Genomic DNA, 20,018 nt, shown 5'->3' on the forward strand with positions numbered 1-20,018 from the left:
GTTGTTTCCGCACATTGGGTTTCCCTTGGTTTTCCTACCGCTCTTGGGGGGGGGGGGGGGGGGGGGTGGGGGGGGGGGGGGGGGGGGGGGGCCCCGGGGGGGGGGCCCCCCCCGCGCCGGTGCCGACGGCGGGCGGTCGTCCGGTCGGCCGGTCGGCGCCGGCTCAGGCGCCGCTGACCGGCCGGGCCACGGTGACGCCGCCTCAGCGGCGGCGCCTCGTACGCCGCACCTTCAGCTCCTCGAAGCGCGGGAGGTCGCCGTCGAGGATCCGCCGCCAGGCCCGGGCGAACAGCTCCACGGCCGGTTCGGTCGGCACCAGGGCGCCAAGTACCGGGCGGCTGCCCGAGACCACCCCGTACATCGGCAGCTTCCACTGCTCGACGGGCAGGACGGGCGAGGACTGCTCCGCCCAGGCCCCGGGGAGGAACAGCGAGCGGCCTGCCCGGGCCCGTACGCCCGACACCACCAGGTCGGTCTCCGCGAGTTCGGCCCGCGCCGCCTTGAGACGGGCGGGCTTCCACCCCGTCCACCGCGCGGTGTTGCGGTCCGTCGGGTCGGGCATGGCGAGCAGCATCAGATACAGCGTGGCCGCGTCGGCGCCCAGACCGCGCGCCTCGGCGACCTCCGTCACCAGCTCCGGCACCGAACGCGACGGATCCTGCGGCCACCACAGGCCCTCGTCGTCCGCCGTACCGGCCGCGGGCGCGCCCGGGTCGGCCAGCAGCCGCGCGAACGCCGGTTCGTGCGCCCGCCGCAGGGCCACCTCGACCCCGGTGGGCTCCTGATCGGCGCCGCGCAGCGCCACCAGATACGGGTCGGACCCGGTGGAGTCGAGGAGGACGGGACGTACGGCCGGCTGGGGCCGGCCGTCCCGAGTGGCCATGAGCACCGCGCCGTACCGCTCGTGGTCCGGCGCCGTCTCGGTCGGAGCGCCGGCCACCTTCCGGAAGTCCGCGAGGTTTGTGTAGTGCCCCACGGAGAGCAGCAGTCCGGGTGCCGCCAGACGCTGACGCACGGCGGTCAGCGCACCCGGCAGCGCAGCCCGCACCGGATCGCCGGCGGGGAGCCGGTGGGCCAGCCAGGCCGTCAGACTCATCGAGCCGGCCAGCACCGCCGAGGTGAACGGCGCCTCGGCGGGTGTCGCCGTCGTCGGGCGGTCGCCCTCGATGCGCCACGGCACGTCGGTGCCGAGTTCCGAGGAGGCCGCCGGGTCGAGGAGCGCCGGGAGCGCCCGGTGCACGGGCCAGCCGCTGCGCGCGGCGCGCGCGGCCTCCGCCGCCAGCCAGTCGGGCACCTGCCGGCGCCGCCCCACCTTCTCGTTCCACACGGCGGCCGCCGACGCCACGTCCGGGCCCTCGTTCCACAGCCGTGCCGGGTCGTCGGGCAGGAGCGCCGCGAGCAGCGCCCGGCGCACCTCGACCGTGAGCGCGCGCAGTTCGTCGCGGGCGTGCCCCGCCTCGGCCACCTTCAGTCCGAGCATCTTGCGCAGCTCGCTCGGCAGGAAGTTGTTCTCCCAGCTGTCCACGTCGGGCATGCCCGCGAGAACGATCCGGGCCAGCGCCCCGGACACTCCGGTGAGGCGGCTGAACTCCTCGGCGGCCTCCGGCAGGAAGGGCGCCTCCTCCGCACGGGACCGCGCCTCCTTCAGGAAGCCGGTCAGCCAGCCCGCGTCGCGCGCCCGGTCGCCCACCGGCGCCTCACCGCGCACGGTGTAGGGCCCGGGCACCTCGAAACGGCCACTCGGGTCGTGGAGCAGCGCACCGAACTCCCAGCCGTCGGCGTCACCCGAGTTGTGCTCGCTGATGCCGAGCGCCGCACCGCCGCCCAGGGGCAGCACACTGCGGTGCGCGGGGTTGCGCCGCTGGCCGTCCGGCATGTCCAGATGGGCCGAGGCCAGGTGGACCAGGATCCGGCGCCAATGACCGGCCGAGGCCGCCGTCGACGCCAGTCCCAGTGCGTCCACCCGGTCGAGGACGCCGAGCAGGGCCGTCCGGTGCGCCGGGTCGACCCCGGGCGCGACGGCCCGGTAGGCGATCGCGGCCGGCTCGTCCAGGAGGGAGACGAACGGCAGCCCGGTGTACGGCAACGGCGGCGCGTCGAAGTGCAGCCGGCCCGGCAGCGCCGTGGCGCCGGTGTCCGCGCGTACGGACGCCAGCAGCTCCAGGTACCGGTAGGTCACGTCGCTCTCCGCGCCGTAGCGGTAGTAGCCGGTGTCGGCGATGCCGTACAGCGCCTTGGCGAGCACATGGTCGCTCGGCCCCTGGACCCGCGCCTCCGCGGGCGCGGCCGTCGGATCGAGCCGTGCGGCCACGGCGTCCAGCGCCTTCTGCTGCCGCACCGCGAAGCGCAGCACCTTCACCACGCCGGCGATCAGCTCGGGCGCCGAGATCTGCGGCAGCGCGGCGCTCACCAGCTCGGGCAGGTCCGCCACCCGCTCCGCGATCGCGGCCGCCTTCAGCAGGACGCCCGCCGACTCCGCGTCGGCGCCCCGCAGCGCCGCCGACCCCCGCGGGTCACGGGCGCGCAGCATGTACAGGTACGGCAGCGGCGGCAGGGCCTGAGCCGCGGTCCCGTACAGCTCGTTGCGGTGGTCGCACTCGGCCGATGTCGTGACCACGCCCTCCGGGTCGCGGAGCAGCAGCTCGCGCCACTGCTGGGTCAGCGCGCGCGGCCGGTCGTCACCGGGGAACGTCAGCGCGGCGACCGGCCGGTCGGCGCCCTTCGGAAGCATGACGACCCGTCCGGTGGTGTCCTCGCCGATATGGCCGCCGTCGGGCAGCCGCACGACACGCCAGCCGAGGAGCCCGTCCGGGGACGCCCCCTGGACCGAACCCTCGACCGCCGGGGCGGGCACCAGCCGGCACGAGGAGGCCGAAAGGTCGGCCCCGGGCGCGTGCCGCAGCAGCGCGTCGGCGAGGAAACCGGGCTGCGAACGCCTGCCGTACGCGCCGCTTTCGGGGTCGTACTCGAGCCAGCCGCCCTGGTCCTCGCCGTCCCTGTTCTGCCACACCCAGTACGACGTGCCGTCGGACAGCAGCTCGCGCTCCGCGGGCAGCTTCGTGTCGCCGCTGTGCAGGACCCCGCCGCCGGTGGTGCGGCCGCCGCCGGGCAGCTGCAGGCTGAGGTGCTCCGAACGCATGGCCCACGAGTTGGCGGCGGCGAGGTCGAAGACCGTGTCGGGCGCCGTGTGCCAGTAACCCTGCGGCTCACCGCGCCCGTACGTGCTCCAGAACACCAGGAGCGCGCCGTCCACGTAGTGGAAGCCCGTCCGCCACACCGACGTGGTGGGCACGCGCAGATCGTGCACCAGGACGGTGGAGTCCGCGTCGATGACACGCACCTGCGTCGCGTTGGCCACGATCAGATACGGCCAGGCCTCCGCGACCGTCAGGCCCTCGGTCGTGTGACGCCCGGGGGCCAGCTCCGTCAGCGCCTCCTCCCAGGCCGGCCAGCGCAGCTCCTCCCACAGACCGCTCCGCAGGGTGCGCGCCACCGCCTCGCCGAGATCGGCGCCGGCCGCCGCCGCGACCTCCTCGGGCGCGAGCGCGAGAGCCTCGGCCGGCAGCCACGAGAGCCGGTGGATCGCCTTCGGCAGTCCGGGCAGCCCGGCCGCCACCGACGAGGCGGCCACCTCGCGCGTCCACTCGGCGAGCATCGGGCGCCCGCCGGGCGAGGCGGCCAGCCGCCGCATCACGTCCGTACCCGAGGTCGCGTCGTTGTAGCCGTTCGCGCCGCGCGCGAAGGCGGGCCGGAAGCGCGGGTCGGCCGCCAGCGCGACCAGATCCCGCGGCTCCTCGCCGCGCGCCCAGTCCGACAGGTTCAGAGCGTTGCCGCGCCGGTGCCGGGCGGACTTCTCCTCGGGGTCCGCGACCGCGATCTCCAGCGAGAGCACGAGGTCCAGCAGGTTCACGTCCTCGACACCGACCCGCAGGAACCGCTCGCCCTCGGGCCGCCCCGCCAGATCGGCACGCAGCCGGCCGGCCGCCCGCCGCACCAGCTCGAGCAGGGCAGGCGGGGTCGGGCGCGGCCCCCAACCACGGTGCCGGGCGGCGTGGAAGCGCTCCAGCCAGCCCGCCGCGCCGTCGGCGCACTGCTCCTCCGGCGGAAGGTCCGCGTCCGCGAGACCGGCGTCGGCCCCCGACTCCGCCAGGATCCCCAGCCACAGCTCGGTCATCTCCCCGTTGTCGCCGGGCGGGGTCATCGAAAGGAGAGTGCCCCGCACGGACGGAACGCGCCGGGCCAGCGCCACCAGCGCGCCGCGGTGCGACTTCCACCAGCCGGCGGCGGCCCGCAACGTGGCCGGCAGCGGCAGGAGCTCGGCGAGATAGTCCTGCTCCGCCTCGTCGCCCGGCAGGGACGCGGCGCGGGCCAGCCGCTTCAGCTCCACCGCGGCCTGCGCGGACGGCGCGAGACCGCCGGCGGTCCGGCGCACGCACAGCCGCCGGAACCGCTCGTACGCCTCGACGGGCGCGAGCCGGGCCGACAGGTCCTTGCCGTAACCGGTCAGCACCTTCACCGGCAGGGCGCCGGCCAGCGCGAACTCCAGGAACACCGCATCGAGCCGGTCCTCGTCGACCGTCAGCCCGTGCTGCGCCTCGCTCGTACGGGCACGGCCGAACAACTGGCCGGCGTACGTGGCGTTCTCGACGCCGAGGAAGACCCGCGCGGCCTGCTCGTAGAAGACAGGCAGGAAGTGCGGGACGGCCGAGGCGAGCCGCCCGGCCAGCTCGTGGCACGCGTCCAGGGCGGCCTTCGGCTTGGTCTTGGCCTGCCGGGCCAGCCGGTCCAGCTCCGGCACGACCGCCAGCGCGTGGTGCCCGTCCTCCGGGTGATGCACAAGCACCCACTCGGGAAAGCCGAGTTCCTGGCGCCGGCCGAGACCGACCACGGCCGGCTCGCCCTGCGGCTCGAGCCCGAGGAATCCGGCGGCGAGGTCCTCGGCGGGGCCGAGCTCGGCCGCGGCCAGCCGCACCACGACCCGGCCCTCGCCGAGCACCGCGTGGCGGTAGGCCCGCGCGGTCAGCTCGACCGCCGCAGGACCCGCTCCCCGCGCGTCGGCCGGCAGCACCGCGCCCGCCGCGAGCAGCTCCTTGTTGTCGTTCCCCACCGTGCCGCTCACGCGTTCCCACCCTCTTCGATCGTGCGGCCGGCGTACAGCGCAGCGGCCATGCGCATCCCCTCGGACCAGGCCACCGGCCCGACCTCGCTCAGCCGCACCGCGCGGCCGTCCTCGTCGTGCCAGCTCAGCCCGCCGGTCTCCGACTCCCCGTCCCAGTACGGCTCGCCGATCCACACCGACGCCTCCGTGCTGCGGCCCCCGTCCCGCACCCTGCACGTGGCGTAGCCGCCGGACACCCGGTAGCCGAGCGCCGTGGCGCGCGCCGCGAGACCGAACCGCGAGGCGAACTTCCCGCCCGCGTAGTCCCGTACCTCCGTCGCCGACTCCGGACGCCCGGCATCCTGCCCGTCCGGCCTGGCCCAGGTCGCCCGGTGGATCTGCTCCACCTTCTGGGTGATGCCGAGGTCCGCCGCGAAGTCCCGTACGTCGTCCAGGTCAGGCAGCAGCACGGGGTGGGGAAGCGTCACCGTACGCGGCGACAACCGCACCGTCTCGCCGTCGAGGTCGACGACCTTGAGCTCACCGTCGGCCGTGACGTCCCGAAGGAAGCCGACCTCGTCCGGATCGTCGCCCACGACGGCCATGTCACGCAGCGCCGCCTGCCACGCCTCGTCCGGCCACACCCGCGCGATCAGCTCGGTCGGCACCGGAAGCGACGACACCATCCAGGCATCCACCTGGGTCACGCACGAGGCGGCGTGCCGGTCCAGCCACTCGGCCAGCCGCTTCAGCCGGTCCGCCTCCGGACTGTCGCGCAACGCCTTCGGCAGCGTCTTCAACTGCCGCCCCCCGGCGCGCCGTGCGACCACACGCCCGTCCTCGAGGGTGATCTCGTACCCCTCACCCGCTGCCAGCCACGCCATGAGCCGTGCCCCTCCGCCTGTCCATCAGATGCCGGCGCAGCCCGAACAAGGGGCGATCAAGCCCCTGAACTGCGACATGAGGGGAGACTAACGAGGGCCACTGACAACACGGATCGCCCTGGGGACACCTGACACGGAGACAGGAGCTGGGAACCCCGTACGCACCGCGTGCGAAGGCGCCGGCCGTTCACGCGGCGGGCGGTGCCGGGCGCGGTCGCCTGCGTGCCGCCGTGCCGCTACTTGCCGCGGCGTACGCGGGCGGCCTTGCGGGCCTCGGCCGTACGCCGCGCCTCGGCGGACTTCCGCGACTCGTTCTTGGCGCGGCCGGGCTTGCCCGGGACCGTGCCGATGCCACGGAACGCCGCGCTGCCACGCCGGTCGCGGGCCGCGGCGGCGGACGTGCCGCCTTCGGGGGTGGCGGACGGTGCCTTCGCTCCGGTGATACGGCGCAGCTCGGCGTCGCCCGGGCGGACCTTGGTGGTCCGGGGCCGGATGCCGGCCTCCGCGAGGAGACGCGCCATGTCGCGGCGCTGGTCGGGCAGGACGAGCGTGACGACACTGCCGGACGCCCCGGCCCGCGCCGTACGGCCGCCGCGGTGGAGGTAGTCCTTGGGGTCGGTGGGCGGGTCGACGTTGACGACCAGGTCGAGATCGTCCACATGGATGCCGCGGGCGGCGACGTTCGTCGCCACCAGGACGTCGATCGCCCCCGTCCTGAACCGCTCCAGGGTGTCGGTGCGCTGCGGCTGGGACTTCCCGCCGTGCAGCGCGGCGGCCCGCACTCCGCTGCCGACCAGGTGCCGGGTGAACCGGTCGACGGCGGCCTTGGTGTCCAGGAACATGAGCACGCGCCCCTCGCGGGCGGCGATCTCCGTGGCGGTGGCGAACTTCTCGGCGCCGTGCACGTGGAGCACGTGGTGCTCGGCCCCGGCGTCCGTCTCCTCGGCGAGGTCGGCGGAGTGGACCACCGGGTCCTGGAGGTACCGGCGGACCAGGAGCTCGACGTCCCGGTCCAGCGTGGCGGAGAACAGCATCCGCTGCCCGCCCGGCCGCACCTGGTCGAGCAGCTCGGTCACCTGGGGCAGGAAGCCCATGTCGGCCATCTGATCGGCCTCGTCGAGGACCGCGATCTCCACCTGGTCGAGGCGGCAGTCCCGGCGCTCGACGAGGTCCCTGAGCCGTCCCGGAGTGGCGACGAGGACCTCGGCCCCCGCGCGGAGCTCGGTCGCCTGCCGACCCGACTGCAGACCGCCGACGACGGTGGCGAGGCGCAGCCTCAGGGCCCCGGCGTACGGCGCGAGTGCCTCGGTCACCTGCTGGGCCAGCTCGCGCGTCGGTACGAGGACCAGCGCGAGCGGCTTCTTGGCATCGGCGCGCCGGCCGGCCGTGCGGGCGAGGAGCGCGAGCCCGAAGGCGAGCGTCTTGCCCGACCCGGTACGCCCCCGGCCGAGGATGTCGCGGCCCGCGAGGGCACTGGGCAGCGTGGCCGCCTGGATCGGGAACGGGCTGGTGACACCCTGGTCGGCGAGCGTCGTGAGCACCGCCTCGGGCAGCCCCATCGCGTCGAACCGCTCCACGGCCGGGAGCGGCGGGGTGCCCGCGTCGCCGGTGTTGCCGGTGAGATCAGCGAGGCCGGTGAGGTCTCCCGTGCGGGCCGAGCGGTTCATGAGTGCCATGCCTTCGTCGATGGGGTGCTCACCAAGGAAAACACGGCGGGCAGGGGCCGGCCGAATCCCCGGCCCGTCCCCAGCCCGTCCCCCGCCCGTCCCTGTCCCCGGTCCCGGCACCGGACAGTGATCGGGTCCCGGTTTCGGGTCCCCGTGCCGAAGGCCGGACCGTGCGCAGTCGCACAGAGGCGAACCCCTACCCTGGTGCCCGCCACATGGCGGATTTCGAACAGTGCGACGAACGGGATGTGACAGGTGACGGGGGAGAACGGCGCGGATCTGGTCGGCGAGGTTCTGGGCGGGCGATATCGCGTGACCGCGACGATCGGCCGCGGTGGCATGGGTGTGGTGGCCCGGGCGACGGACCAGTTGCTCAACCGCGAGGTCGCCGTCAAGGTTCTGCGGGCCTACACCGACGCCTCCCCGGCCGACCTGGCCGACCTGCGGGTCCGGATGCAGCGCGAGGCACAGGCCGCCGCCCGAATCCGGCACGCGGGTGTGGTCACCGTGCACGACGTGGTCGAGGAGCGAGGGCTTCCGGTCATCGTCATGGAGCTGGTCGACGGGCCCTCCCTCGACGACGTGCTGGCGCGACGGGGTTCACTGGATCCGCGCGAAGCGGCCGCGATCGGCGCCAAGCTGATGGACGCGCTCGACGCGGCACACCGGGCCGGGGTCCTCCACCGGGACGTCAAACCCGGCAATGTGCTCCTGGAACCCGGCGGACGCGTCGTGCTCACCGACTTCGGCATCGCCAGCATGGACGCCCCCGGCGACGAGGCCCTGGCCAAACTGACCCAGAGCGGCCAGATCGTCGGATCCCTCGACTATCTGCCGCCGGAGCGCGCACAGGGGCAGGTACCGGGAGCCCCGTCGGACATCTGGGCGCTCGGCATGACGCTGTACGCGGCCGTGGAGGGCGCCTCGGCCTTCCGCCGTACGTCGGTGTGGGAGACGCTGGCCGCGATCGTCGGCGAGCCACTGCCGGAACCCCGCCGCGCCGGGCCGCTCACCCCGGTCCTGCGGGCGCTGATGGCCAAGGACCCGCTGCAGCGGCCCGACGCCGCGCAGGCCCGCGAGATGCTGGAGGCCGTCGCCGGAGGCGGCGGGCCGAACCTCGCGGCGGCACCCGTACCGGCACCGGCACCGGCACCGGCACCGGGACCGGCGCCAGCGCCGGGGCCCGCATCGCCGCCCGCGCCCGCTTCCGTACCCGTACCTGCGCCCCAGCCCGTCACCCCGCCCGGCTTCGGTCCCGCCATGGCCGCGCCGCTCTCCCCGCCCGTCCCCGGCGGGTACGCCGCCCCTCCGTCGGCTGCCGCCGGCGCGCAGCCGGGCATGGCACCCGGCATGCCCGCCGTTCACCACAGCCGTTCCGAGACCCGTGCCACGACGGACCGCGCACGCCGTCGCCGCACCCGGACCATCGTCGCGGTGGCGGCCGCCACCGTCCTCACCTGCGGAGGAGTCGCCTACGCCCTGATGGACATGCGAGGCGACCAGGACGCCGGAGGCCCGAGCACGGCCCTTCCCGCGGCGAGCACCTCCGCCGACGGCGACGGGGCCGGCCCGGGGGGCCTGCCCGACGGTCCGACCGCCCCCGGTGACCTGACGTCCATCAGCCCCGGCGCGACACCGTCCGGCACGCCCTCGAAGAAGACCGATGACGGAAAGACCGATCCCACGTCGGCGCCGGGTGCCGGAGACGACAAGCCGTCCGGGAGCCCGTCGGCCTCTCCGAAGACAACGCCCAGTGCGACGGTGAAGGAGCCCACCCCGGTGTCGACGGCCTGCACCGGCTGGGCCCACTCGAACCGCAGCAGCGGCACGGGCCACGCCTCGCAGAACACCCACCTCTACACCGGTCCCTACGCGGAGTGCTCGTATGTGACCGTGCTCAAGACCGGCACGAAGGTCTCCTACGAGTGCTACGTCTCCAACGCCCACGCCAACAAGTGGATCTACGCCCGCATCTCGGGAACGGAGACCGAGGGCTGGGTGTTCGGTGACAAGTCCACCCTGGACAGCGGCACGCTCGCCCGCTGCTGAGGCCCTGCACGGCGTTCGGGAGCCCGGGGCGGCGGAGTCCGCGTCAGCTGCTCCGGAGGCGGCGGGCCTCGGCGACGAGCTCGCCGGGAGGGCGGGGCCGGCACACGCGTGATCGATCAGCAGGTCCCGATGCGAGTCGTTCGGCAGCCGCGGGGCCACGCCGATGAGCTCGCGCAGGTCGTCGGACGAACCCGTGAGCCGGGCACGGTAGGCGGCCCCGGCAGCCCGGAGCGTGACCTCGGTCGGCTCGTGCCGCAGACCCTGCTCGACGGACCGGACCGCGGCGGCGAAGTCGCCCTGTTCGGCGCGTACGTCGGCCAGGTCGAGATACAGCGACCAGTTGGCCGGGTCCAGAGCCAGCGCGCGCTGGAACGCCGCCGCGGTCCGGTCGAGGTCACCCGACTTCCGCCACGTGCCGGCCCGCACGACTTCCGTCATCATGATCCGCTCGATGGCGGCCGGCGCGTCGGCACTCACCCCGTCGAGGAAGCGCGCCTCGCCGAACCGCGGGGCCTTCGCCCAGGCCACGGTGGGCTGCACGCCGGCGACCGAGCCGAGCGCCGGCACCGCGCCGTCCATGTCGCTCTCGAGGAAGGTGAACGGCCGCCGCGGGGCTGCCCCCGCAATGCGCCATCACCCGTGCCAGACCGATCCCACCAGCTGCCGCTCGATTCACCATCGTCCGAGAGTAGGCGAGCCTCGCAATCCGCTCGCCGGAGGGGCCGCCGGGCGGGCCTCGCTCGCTCCCAAGGCGGTCACTCACCGCGAGGGAAACGGCGGGAGGTCGTCCATCGCCTGCAGCAACTTCCGCGCCGGCACGACCTCCTCGGGCCGTACGGAGGAGGTGATCCCCTCGATGACCGACCGGCCCGCGAACACGGCCGTCCTCGCGGCCGCCTCCCAGCCGGGCTGCCGCTGGTGGCCGGCGGCGTGCTTGCCGCCCTGGGCCGCCGCGGCGGCGGAGTGCCACTGATCGGGCCCGGCACCGGGAGGCGTTCCCTTCCGCGTCCGGCGACCCGAGAAGGCCGCTGCGACCGCCTACGTGGCGTCCTCCACCTCCTCGGAGTCCTCGTAGTGGATCGTGCCGTCCTCGTCCAGCAGCGGGTGGAGCCTGCAGGGGTCCTGGGAGTCGATGTCGGACGGGCGCGGGCCCTCCGGCCCGTCGGGCCCCCAGCGCAGCAGGCGGCGGATACGGCCGATCCGGGAGAGGGTGCCGTCGACCTCGATCTCGTCGAGCCGTTCCGCCCGGATCCGGTCCGCGGCCTCGGCGAGCACCGCGAGCTCCGCGACCGCGGGGTCGGTGCCCTCGGCGACGACGGTACGCGCGTCGACCGGCGTGCGGGCGTCGCCCAGGACGTCGCGTGGGATCAGGCCGCGTGCGCGTGGCTCCCACCAGACCAGGGCGAAGTCCAGGGTCCGGCGCGCGTCGTGGGCGGTGGCGTGCAGGCCGCTGCCCGTCGACCACGGCTCGCCGTCCGACCGCTCCATGATCCGGAACAGTGCGGGCATGAGCAGGACATCGGGGTGACTCTCCACGGCCTGCGCGGAGTCGCGCCGCACGGAGGCGGGGAACCTGCTCCCGGTATAGGCGAGCGAGCGCAGTGACAGGCGCTCCGCCGCCTGCGTGGGGGAGAGCGGCGCATCCGGGTCCAGCACCAGGCCTTCGTCGATGCGCGGGCTGTGAGCCCGACGGTCCCAGTCGGGGGTGAGGGGTTCGGGATCGGTGGGTCGCGGCAGTTCGATGTCTCCGTGCGCGTCCATGCCCGTGTACTCCTCGGCCCGCACCACGCGGTAGCGGGTGCCCAGCACGGTGAGTTCGTCGATGCGCTCCGTCTCCAGCCGGGCGACGGCCTTCAGCAGTGCGCGCCGTTCCGCCCGGTCCTCGGTGTCGTCCTTCGCCCGGAACCAGAGCAGGGAGTTCAGCCCGTCACGGGCCTCCTGCGGACCGCCATGGGTGACCTCGACGACCACCCGCCACCGGCGCCCGTCCCCCTCGCGCTGCGCCATCACCCCGAACAGCGGGCCCCGCACGGCCAGAACGTTGCTGTGCACCGCCGCGTCGCGGGCATCGGCCTCCACCGCGGCCTCCACCGGCTCCACCGGAAACCTCACCACCACAGGCCACTCACCCGGCCCCGCATCCTCATGGCTCATGCCGGCATCCTGGCGGCTGCCCCGTGCCCGCATCACGGCTTCGCCGGATTATCCGGCGAAATCACTACTCCGGAGTGAACACGCCTCCGGCGATCCTGCCGGTGGCCGGCGCGCGAACGCCCGCGGCCCCGTCGGAAGGACGGGGCCGCGGGCGGTGGCAGGGGTGACAGGAGTCGAACCTGCGGCATCCGGTTTTGGAGACCGGCGCTCTGGCCATCTGAGCTACACCCCTTCGTGCCGGACAGCATGACACCCGCCGGTCGGCCCGGCCACTGGGTTTCCTCCGCCCCCGCCGGACCGCCCCAGGGCCAGATGGCGCAGGGATCGCGCGGCCGAGCGGCGACGGCGGGGGAGGAACCCGATGCTGGGTGCAGCCGACTCCTGCCACACCGGCAGGCGCCGCACCGCGTCCGAGGAGGAAACACGTGCCCGTACCCGCCCACGCAGCCCGCTTCGGTCGGCGTGCCGCCCGGCGTGCCGTCGGCACGGCCCTCGTGGCCGGGGCCGTGCTGACCGGAACGACGGCGACAGCCGTCTCCGCCGACGTACCGTCACCCAACGGCCATGGCACCCATGACAAGGGACTCCAGCGCGCCCTGGCCGACCTGGTGGCAGCGCGGGGCGGGCCGCCCGGCGCGATCGCCGTGCTCACCCGGGACGGTGAACGGCGGGTCTACCGGGCCGGGACGGCCGACGTGGACACGGGGCGCCCGCCCCGGGCCGGGGACCACATGCGTATCGCCAGCGCGGCCAAGGCCTTCAGCGGAGCGGTGGCCCTCAGCCTGGTGGACCGGCAGGCCCTCGCCCTCGACGACACGATCGGCCTACGACTGCCCCACCTCCCGGCCGCCTGGCACGCGGTGACGCTGCGACAGCTCCTCCAGCACACCAGCGGCCTGCCGGACTACAGCCGGAGCCAGGCGTTCCAGGACATCGTCCGCGCCGACCCCCGCCACCACTTCGACTCCCGTCGGCTGCTGGAGTTCGTGGCGGACCAGGATCTCGCCTTCCCGCCCGGCAGCCGCTACGCCTACTCGAACTCCGACAACATCGCGGTCGCGCTGATGGCGGAACAGGCCACGGGACGCCCGTACGAGGCGCTCCTGCGCGACCTGGTGTACCGGCCGCTCGGCCTCCGCGAGACCAGTCTGCCCCAGGGCTTCCGGCTGCCCCGCCCCTACCTGCACGGATACGCCACCGCCCCCGGAGAGGCACCGGAGGACGTCAGCGAGGCGGTCAGCGCGTCCGGCGCCTGGGCCTCGGGCGGCATCGTCTCCACACCGGCCGACCTCTCCGCCTTCATCGGCGGCTACGCCGGTCCCCGGCTCCTTGCCCCGGCCACCCGCCATGCCCAGCAGGACTTCCTGCCGGGCGGCGCGTCCGAACCGGCCGGACCGGGCGCCAACGCGGCCGGGCTCGCCCTGTTCCGCTACACCACCCGCTGCGGCACCGTCTTCGGCCACACCGGCAACACCCCGGGCTACACCCAGTTCGCCGCCGCCACCCCCGACGGCCGCCGCACGATCACCGTCTCCGTGACCAGCCAGGTCCCGCTCGACCCCGCCCTGCTCGCCCGGCTGCGGGCAACCGAGGAGAAGTTCGTCTGCGCCCTGCTGAACCAGAAGCACCGTTGAATTCGGGGACCGGGGGGAGGGTGCGGGTGGACCAGAGTGCCGCCCCCCACCGACAGTCGCCCGCCCCTCCCGGCCGGTGTCACGCCGCCTTGCGGCGCCTCAGGGCGTAGACGGTGATGGCGCCGAGCAGGACGACCCCGGCACCGACCCCGACCGGCAGCGCGAGCCTGCTCACCGTCGACTTGTCGTCCTTGGCGGCTTCCTTGGCGGTCTCCTTGGCTGCGCCGCCGGTCCCACCCTGCTCGCCGTTCCCGTGTGCGCCGGACGGCGAGGGGCCCTGGGCGGCGTCGTCACCGAAGGAGAACACCGGGCCGTTTCCGGCGCGCGGTGTGCCGGAGACGTCCACGGCCAGCGAGATCGGCACGACGATGCCCTTCGCCTTGTCCTTCGGCTCGGCGACCTGCGCCTGTATGTAGTACGTGCCGGGCACGTCGTACCCCTTGGCGTCGGAGCTCCCCGTGTCGTCCTGCTCGGTGATCTCCCAGGGCCCGCAGACCCGCTCGATGTGCCCGGTCCGGCCCGCGAAGAGCTCGGTCACGTCGTTGTCCTCATTGCACTGCGTCTCCTCGCGCTGGGCGTTGTAGACGGTGACGCCCCACCCGGTGGTGACGGTGGTGGGGAAGTCGGCCGGGATGTCCACGCCGGCCTTGACGGTCAGTTTCTGGCCCGCCTTCAGCTCGACCCGCCAGAAGGGTGCCTCGCCGACGGCGATGGACTGCCGGTGGGTGCCCGGTCCGATCGGGGTGGCGCTGTTGAAGGAGAAGCCGCCCTCGGCCGCGGCCCCGGTACGGGGCTCCGGAGTCCGCGCGCCGGCCGCCGTGGTCGTCTTGTCGGCGATGCCGACGAGAAGCTCGACGGGCATCGGCATGTCGCCGAACTCGGTCACGTCGTTCTCGACCATGATGCAGCCGGTGTCGTCCGGCGCGGGCTTCTCGTTGCCCGCCCCGGGCTTGCTGCGGCCACCGGTGGTGATGATGTTCGCCCACCCCATCGACTGGTCGAACTCGCGCAGCCAGTCGCGGGGTTCGCCGTCGCCCGCGGGGCCCGCCGCGACGGTGATGATGGAACCGCGCTCGTACCCCTCCTCGGCGACGGCGGTGGCGCTCACCTGGAGCCGCTGGTCCGGCCGCTTCTTGACCTTGTAGTAGAGGTCACGTCCCCCGGTGAACCTGTCCAGGTACTGACCGGGCGCGACCAGCGGGGCGTCCTGGCAGCCGTTGAGGGAGCCGTCGACCGGCCTTCCGGTGGCGTGGTAGGTCCGCCACTCCTTGCGGAACAGGGTGCCCAGATTGGCGGTCAGCGAGTCGGCGTCGTCGGCGTCCGCGTACGACCCGTCGGTCACGTCGGCGATGCACTCCAGCTGGGTACGTGCCGAGGTGGGCGTCCGGAATCCGACCACGTCCACGGCGAGGTCGACGCCCTGCGCCTTGAGCTCGCGGGCCACGTCGCACGGAGGCGGCGGCGCACAGGTGTCCTCACCGTCCGAGACCAGGATGATGCGGCGCTTGCCACGCGTGCCCAGGTCCTTGACGGCTTCGCGGAGCGAGACGCCGATCGGCGTGAACCCGACCGCCTTGAAGCCCGCGACCCGCTTCCTGGCGTCGGCCCGCGCCGCCCCGTCCATGGCGGCGACCGGCAGGACCTGCTGCGTGTCGGCGCACCCTTGCTTCTTGTCCTGTCCGGGGTACGTGGCGCCGTAGACGCGCAGTCCCAGCGGAGCCTGTTCGGGGGCGGTCTCGATGATCCGGGTGACCGCCTGCTTGGCCGCGGCGAGGCGGGTCTGGCCGCCGGCGTCGTTCTGGTTCATCGAACCGGACAGGTCGAGAACCAGGTCGATCCGGGCAGGCTCCGGGGCCTCGGGAGGTGCTGAGGGAGATGCGCTCGCAGTCGCCGCCGGCGAGAGGAGCGCGCCGGTCATCAGTACGGCGAGAGCAGCGAGCACACGTCGTCGGCGTGATCTCGGATTCATGAAGGTGATCTCCAGAGGGTTTGTCCGTCGGCCGGTCCGAACCGCGGCTCCGGGCAAGGGCTTTGTGCGCGGGATCGAACTCGATTCATTCGACGATGAGCACATGCGAACGGTTCCACGACCCCGCAAGAAGTCTTTGATCTGCCGTCTCTTGCGCTTCAGGGCAGAGGGTCGTCTCGATCGCAACTACAAGCGAGCCGCTCGCCGTGGGCAGGGTGACCCCCCGAAGCGGCTGCCGGGGGAGCCACCGGCGGGAGTCGCTCGAGACTGCTCCCCACAAGATCGGCCGGTCGCGGCAAGTCTCCCGACGCGTGCCCACCCTTTCCATGGTCAAAGCGTGCAGACAAATGCTCCGACGATGCTCCGACGCCGCGTCGGCACAGCTGTCTGCCTGCCGCGAGCAGGTCCTGATCACTCAATGTGACGAATGATCGGTGAACGGCGACCAGGGATGGAGGCGTGCTCCTAGCGTCTGCCCAGGGGCAACGCGACAGGCGCGTCGCGGCCTCTCAAGGGCACTGATTCCACTTCGTCGACATGGCCCGGACCCGGCGGATCCGACAGGAGGAGAGAACGATGCTGAACAACCTCGGCCGGTACGAAGGAGCTCACGGCGACTTCTGCAAGGTCCACCTGTGCTGCCGGTGCCAGCAACGCCCCTGGGCCAAGCGGGTGGGCGACGAACGGCTCTGCGGATTATGCGCCTCGTGCTGCCAGGTGTGCGGACGGGCTCCCGCGCCGCACCTCGACGGGCTGGCCAACGGCCTGTGCGCGGAGTGCCGAGGCCTCTGCGCACGCTGCGGCGACAACCTTCCGGAAGACGGCGTGTGCCCGTGCCGGACCTGGAAGCGGGGGCCCGGACGAGATCCGATCCGGTTCATCATGCAGGGCTTCCCCCAGCCACTGCTCCAGGCCCTCGGGCATCGCGTACCACCCACCCTCCACGACATCCTCTACGCGGAGCTCGCCCACCGGACCCCGGCCCAGCTTCTCGACCGCATCGAGCGCCGCTGGCACACCCGCTGGTCCCACGCCATCCACGAGCGTGACGAGGACGACCGGCGCCGCTGGGCGCCCCAGGAGATCGCCGAGTTCCTCGTCGGTCGCGGCCCGTGCCGGAACTCGGCATGCGAAGACGGGCATCTCATCCGCGACAGCTCGGCCTGCCCCTACTGCCAGAAGCCCGAGCACCGATTCGTCCCCGGGATCGCCGAGGCCCCTGCCACCAGCGAGCACGCCCGCAGAACCGCCGCCGAGATCCGTCAGGCCATGGTGGCCACCAGGAGCGGCCGTACGAAGCCCACGCTCCGCCCCGGACCGTCTCCCTGGCCGCCTCCGCCTCCACCCTCACAAGAGCCGTAGGCCCTACCACGATGCGTACCGCATCTGCGCGACCCGGTGAGTGGCGAATCGGTGTCGAATCGGCACCCGGGTGATCGGCCGTCACGGCAGCGTGGCCCCCCGTGATGGTCGATCACGCGGTGCAGGTGCATCCGGTGCAGCGCGGGTCACATGATGTGGTTGATCCATCGCCGGAGCGCGGCATGGGTGGTGTCGTCCAGACCGCACAAGGCCTCGATCGCGTCGAGGTCGCCCGGCAGGGGTGCGATGCCCGCGGTGGTGAGAGCCGCGTGCAGTTCCAGACGGCGACGGTCGGCCGGCTCGAGGGGAGCGGACAGCCGGCTTGCCGGGTCCGGTGCGGGCAGCGGGCAGCAGTCGTCGGTCTCCATGACGCCGCAGGCGGTCGCGGCCCGCGCGGGCAGGTCGCCGTCGATCGCGGCCGGGAAGCGGTACGGGTCGAGATCCATCAGCCCAGCGGTGCTCGTGGTGAAAGCCTGAAAACCAGTCACAAGTGCCTCCTTGGTCGTCATGCCACTGCAGAAGACGACTGTGGCGGCAGTGGGATCAGTTGCGGTACGCGCCGGATACCACCCGGATGTCCCCTACGGCATCTCGTCACAAGACCGATGAACCAACCGGTCCGGCGCCAACACCCGCTTGACCCCCTTGCTGCCGGACTCGGCGCCTGCTCTCCATGAGTCGGCGGTTGCTCGCCCTCGATCGGTCGGCGGCCGTCCCTGCAACCTCGTGTGCGGGGGAGTGGTCGGGGACCGAGGCCTCCTCCATCGAGTGAATCTTGGCGGGGCGCCGGTGTCGTCGGATGCCTCGACCGGTTATCCGCGCGGCATGTGTCCGTGATCGGGAATGGGAAGCAGGGCATGAGTACAGGAACGGTTCTTCTGGCGACGCGGGAGTTGGGCGCGCGTTCCGGGGCGGTCAGTGAGCAGCTCCGGAGGATCGGCAAGGAGCTGGAGGGCCAGGGCTTACAGGTGCGGTGGGCGGCCGATGCGCGGGACGCTCAGGCTGTGCTGCGGACGGAGGCGGGTCTTGTCGGGGCGGTGGTGGCCTGGGATCTGGATCCGCAGGCCGCGCCCGGAGACGGGGCGGGCGGCGGGGCGGAGGTGCTCGGGGCGATCGGGCGGCGGTTCAAGGACCTGCCCGTGTTCCTGCTGATGCCGCAGGACTCGGAAGGCGAGTTCGAGCAGCTTCCGCTCTGGGTGGCCGAGGTGGTGACAGGCTACGTCTGGGCCTTGGAGGACACGCCCGTCTTCATCGCGGGGCGTGTGGCCACCGCGGCACGCACATACCGGGACGGGGTGCTGCCGCCGTTCTTCAAGGCTCTGCGCCGTTTCGACGACACGCACCAGTACTCGTGGCACACTCCGGCGCACGCGGGTGGTGTGGCGTTCTTGAAGTCGGCGGCGGGGCGGGCGTTCTTCGACTACTACGGCGAGCGGCTGTTCCGTACGGATCTGTCGATCTCGGTCGGGGAACTGGGCTCCCTCTTCGAACACAACGGTCCGATCGGTGAGGCCGAGCGCAACGCCGCCCGCGTCTTCGGTGCCGACCGCACGTATTTCGTCCTCCACGGCGACTCGACGGCCGACCGCATGGTCGGCCACTTCAGCGTGATGCGCGACGAGATCGCCCTCGTGGACCGCAACTGCCACAAGTCCGTCCTGCACGGCCTGGTGATCTCCGGCGCCCGCCCCGTCTATCTGGTCCCGACCCGCAACGGGTACGGACTTGCCGGCCCCCTGCCCCCGGCACGCACCGCAGCGGACGCGGTGGCCGCACTCATCGCCGAGCACCCCCTTGCGGCGGAAGCCCTCTCCCCGCAGGCGCAGTACGCCGTGCTCACCAACTCCACCTACGACGGGCTGTGTTACGACACGGTCCAGGCCGCCCGGACGCTGGCGCCCAGCACACCGCGACTGCACTTCGACGAGGCATGGTTCGCCTACGCCCGTTTCCACCCGCTCTACGCGGGCCGGTACGGGATGGCGGTCGGCCCCGACACCTTCGACGACCCGATGCGGCCCACCGTCTTCGCCACCCAGTCCACGCACAAGCTGCTCGCCGCGCTCTCCCAGACCGCGATGGTGCACGTCAAACCCTCGCCACGCGCGCCGGTCGAGCACGAGCGGTTCAACGAGGCGTTCATGATGCACGGCACCACCTCGCCCCTGTATCCCGCGATCGCCTCGCTGGACGTGGCCACCGCCATGATGGACGGCCCCCAGGGCCGGGCGCTCATCGACGAGGCGATCACCGAGGCCATCCGTTTCCGGCAGACGGTGGTGCGTACCGGCCGTCGTATCGCCGCCGCGGGCGACCGGCCCGGCTGGTTCTTCGGCGTGTGGCAGCCCGACACCGTGACCGACCCCGCCACCGGGGAGCGGGTGGACTTCGTCGACGCGCCGCCCTCCCTGCTCGCGTCGGATCCGCGCTGCTGGCAGCTGGAGCCCGGCGCAGACTGGCACGGCTTCGAGGGGCTGACCGAGGGCTATTGCCTGCTCGACCCGGTGAAGGCGACCCTCACCTGCCCCGGCGTCACCGCCACGGGCCACACCGAGGAGTGGGGCATCCCGGCCCGCGTCCTGACCGCCTACCTGGCCGCTCGTGGCATCGTCGTGGAGAAGACCGACAGTTACAGCACGCTCGTCCTCTTCTCCATGGGCATCACCAAGGGCAAGTGGGGCACCCTCATGGACGCCCTGATGGATTTCAAGGCCCTGTACGACAGTGCCGCTCCGCTCGAAAGGGTGCTGCCCGCTCTCGTGGAGGCACACCCGCACCGCTACACCGGCCTCACGCTCAGGCAGTTGTGCCAGGACATGCACGAACACCTCACGGAGGCCGAGCTGATCGACGCCCTTGACACGGCCTTCCGTGAGCTTCCCGAGCCCGTAGCGCCACCGCAGCACTGCTACCAGCGTCTGACCCGCGGCGGGACCGAACGTCTGACCCTGGCCAAGGCGGCCGGACGCATCTCCGCCGCGATGGTCACCGTCACCCCGCCGGGCATCCCCGTCCTGATGCCCGGTGAGGCCGTCGGCACCTCCGACGGCCCCCTCCTGCGCTACCTCGGCGCCCTCGAAGCCTTCGACCGCGCGTTCCCCGGCTTCCACAGCGAGACCCACGGCGTCACCCTCGACCCCGGCACCGGCGACTACCTCATCGAGTGTGTCCTCCCGGAGCCGGAGGACACCCGCCCCTGAG

At 73.2% G+C, this 20,018-nt stretch carries 10 protein-coding genes, 1 tRNA gene and 1 pseudogene; 4 read left to right on the plus strand and 8 right to left on the minus strand.

The window, feature by feature from the left end; translation table 11 throughout:
* Positions 1 to 202 precede the first annotated feature (202 nt).
* The 3 genes from AB0M18_RS30680 to AB0M18_RS30690 form a co-directional block, all read right to left on the minus strand.
* The gene (locus AB0M18_RS30680; RefSeq protein WP_365763756.1) at positions 203 to 5,119 is read right to left on the minus strand and encodes a DNA-binding protein; all 4,917 of its coding nucleotides are present in this window, start codon (positions 5,117 to 5,119) and stop codon (positions 203 to 205) included.
* Complete coding sequence (locus AB0M18_RS30685) at positions 5,116 to 5,982, minus strand: DUF4132 domain-containing protein (protein ID WP_365763758.1); 867 nt, start codon at positions 5,980 to 5,982, stop codon at positions 5,116 to 5,118. Before AB0M18_RS30685 ends, AB0M18_RS30680 begins: the two co-directional genes overlap by 4 nt.
* A gap of 236 nt (positions 5,983 to 6,218) precedes the next feature.
* Positions 6,219 to 7,649 carry a DEAD/DEAH box helicase gene (locus tag AB0M18_RS30690; RefSeq protein ID WP_365763867.1) on the minus strand — a complete coding sequence of 477 codons (1,431 nt, stop codon included), beginning with the start codon at positions 7,647 to 7,649 and terminating at the stop codon, positions 6,219 to 6,221.
* Between the two features lie 255 nt (positions 7,650 to 7,904).
* Between AB0M18_RS30690 and AB0M18_RS30695 the strand changes: the two genes are divergently transcribed.
* Positions 7,905 to 9,698: a serine/threonine-protein kinase gene (locus tag AB0M18_RS30695; RefSeq protein WP_365763760.1), complete on the plus strand. Its 1,794-nt coding sequence runs from the start codon at positions 7,905 to 7,907 to the stop codon at positions 9,696 to 9,698.
* A 297-nt stretch (positions 9,699 to 9,995) separates the two neighbouring features.
* On the opposite strand, the pseudogene AB0M18_RS30700 reads toward AB0M18_RS30695, so the two are convergent.
* From AB0M18_RS30700 to AB0M18_RS30710, 3 genes and pseudogenes are all read right to left on the minus strand, one after another.
* Positions 9,996 to 10,277, minus strand: a pseudogene (locus AB0M18_RS30700) (hypothetical protein); the annotation flags it as partial.
* A 459-nt stretch (positions 10,278 to 10,736) separates the two neighbouring features.
* On the minus strand, positions 10,737 to 11,852 hold the full coding sequence (locus tag AB0M18_RS30705) for a DUF5954 family protein (RefSeq protein ID WP_365763762.1): 1,116 nt from the start codon (positions 11,850 to 11,852) through the stop codon (positions 10,737 to 10,739).
* A 155-nt stretch (positions 11,853 to 12,007) separates the two neighbouring features.
* Positions 12,008 to 12,084, minus strand: a tRNA-Trp gene (locus AB0M18_RS30710).
* A gap of 193 nt (positions 12,085 to 12,277) precedes the next feature.
* Between AB0M18_RS30710 and AB0M18_RS30715 the strand changes: the two genes are divergently transcribed.
* Positions 12,278 to 13,486 carry a serine hydrolase domain-containing protein gene (locus tag AB0M18_RS30715; RefSeq protein WP_365763764.1) on the plus strand — a complete coding sequence of 403 codons (1,209 nt, stop codon included), beginning with the start codon at positions 12,278 to 12,280 and terminating at the stop codon, positions 13,484 to 13,486.
* A gap of 79 nt (positions 13,487 to 13,565) precedes the next feature.
* On the opposite strand, the gene AB0M18_RS30720 is transcribed toward AB0M18_RS30715, so the two are convergent.
* Positions 13,566 to 15,428 carry a VWA domain-containing protein gene (locus AB0M18_RS30720; protein WP_365763766.1) on the minus strand — a complete coding sequence of 621 codons (1,863 nt, stop codon included), beginning with the start codon at positions 15,426 to 15,428 and terminating at the stop codon, positions 13,566 to 13,568.
* A gap of 909 nt (positions 15,429 to 16,337) precedes the next feature.
* On the opposite strand from AB0M18_RS30720, the gene AB0M18_RS30725 reads away from it, so the two are divergent.
* Positions 16,338 to 16,817: a hypothetical protein gene (locus tag AB0M18_RS30725; RefSeq protein WP_365763768.1), complete on the plus strand. Its 480-nt coding sequence runs from the start codon at positions 16,338 to 16,340 to the stop codon at positions 16,815 to 16,817.
* Positions 16,818 to 16,963: 146 nt separating this feature from the next.
* Here AB0M18_RS30725 and AB0M18_RS30730 read toward each other — a convergent pair whose 3' ends face one another.
* Positions 16,964 to 17,326, minus strand: coding sequence for a hypothetical protein (locus AB0M18_RS30730; protein ID WP_365763770.1), 363 nt, complete (start codon positions 17,324 to 17,326; stop codon positions 16,964 to 16,966).
* A gap of 348 nt (positions 17,327 to 17,674) precedes the next feature.
* Between AB0M18_RS30730 and AB0M18_RS30735 the strand changes: the two genes are divergently transcribed.
* The gene (locus AB0M18_RS30735; protein WP_365763772.1) at positions 17,675 to 20,017 is read left to right on the plus strand and encodes an Orn/Lys/Arg decarboxylase N-terminal domain-containing protein; all 2,343 of its coding nucleotides are present in this window, start codon (positions 17,675 to 17,677) and stop codon (positions 20,015 to 20,017) included.
* Position 20,018: the final 1 nt, after the last annotated feature.

It is taken from the genome of Streptomyces sp. NPDC051909 (assembly GCF_040681095.1).
Lineage (GTDB): Bacteria > Actinomycetota > Actinomycetes > Streptomycetales > Streptomycetaceae > Streptomyces.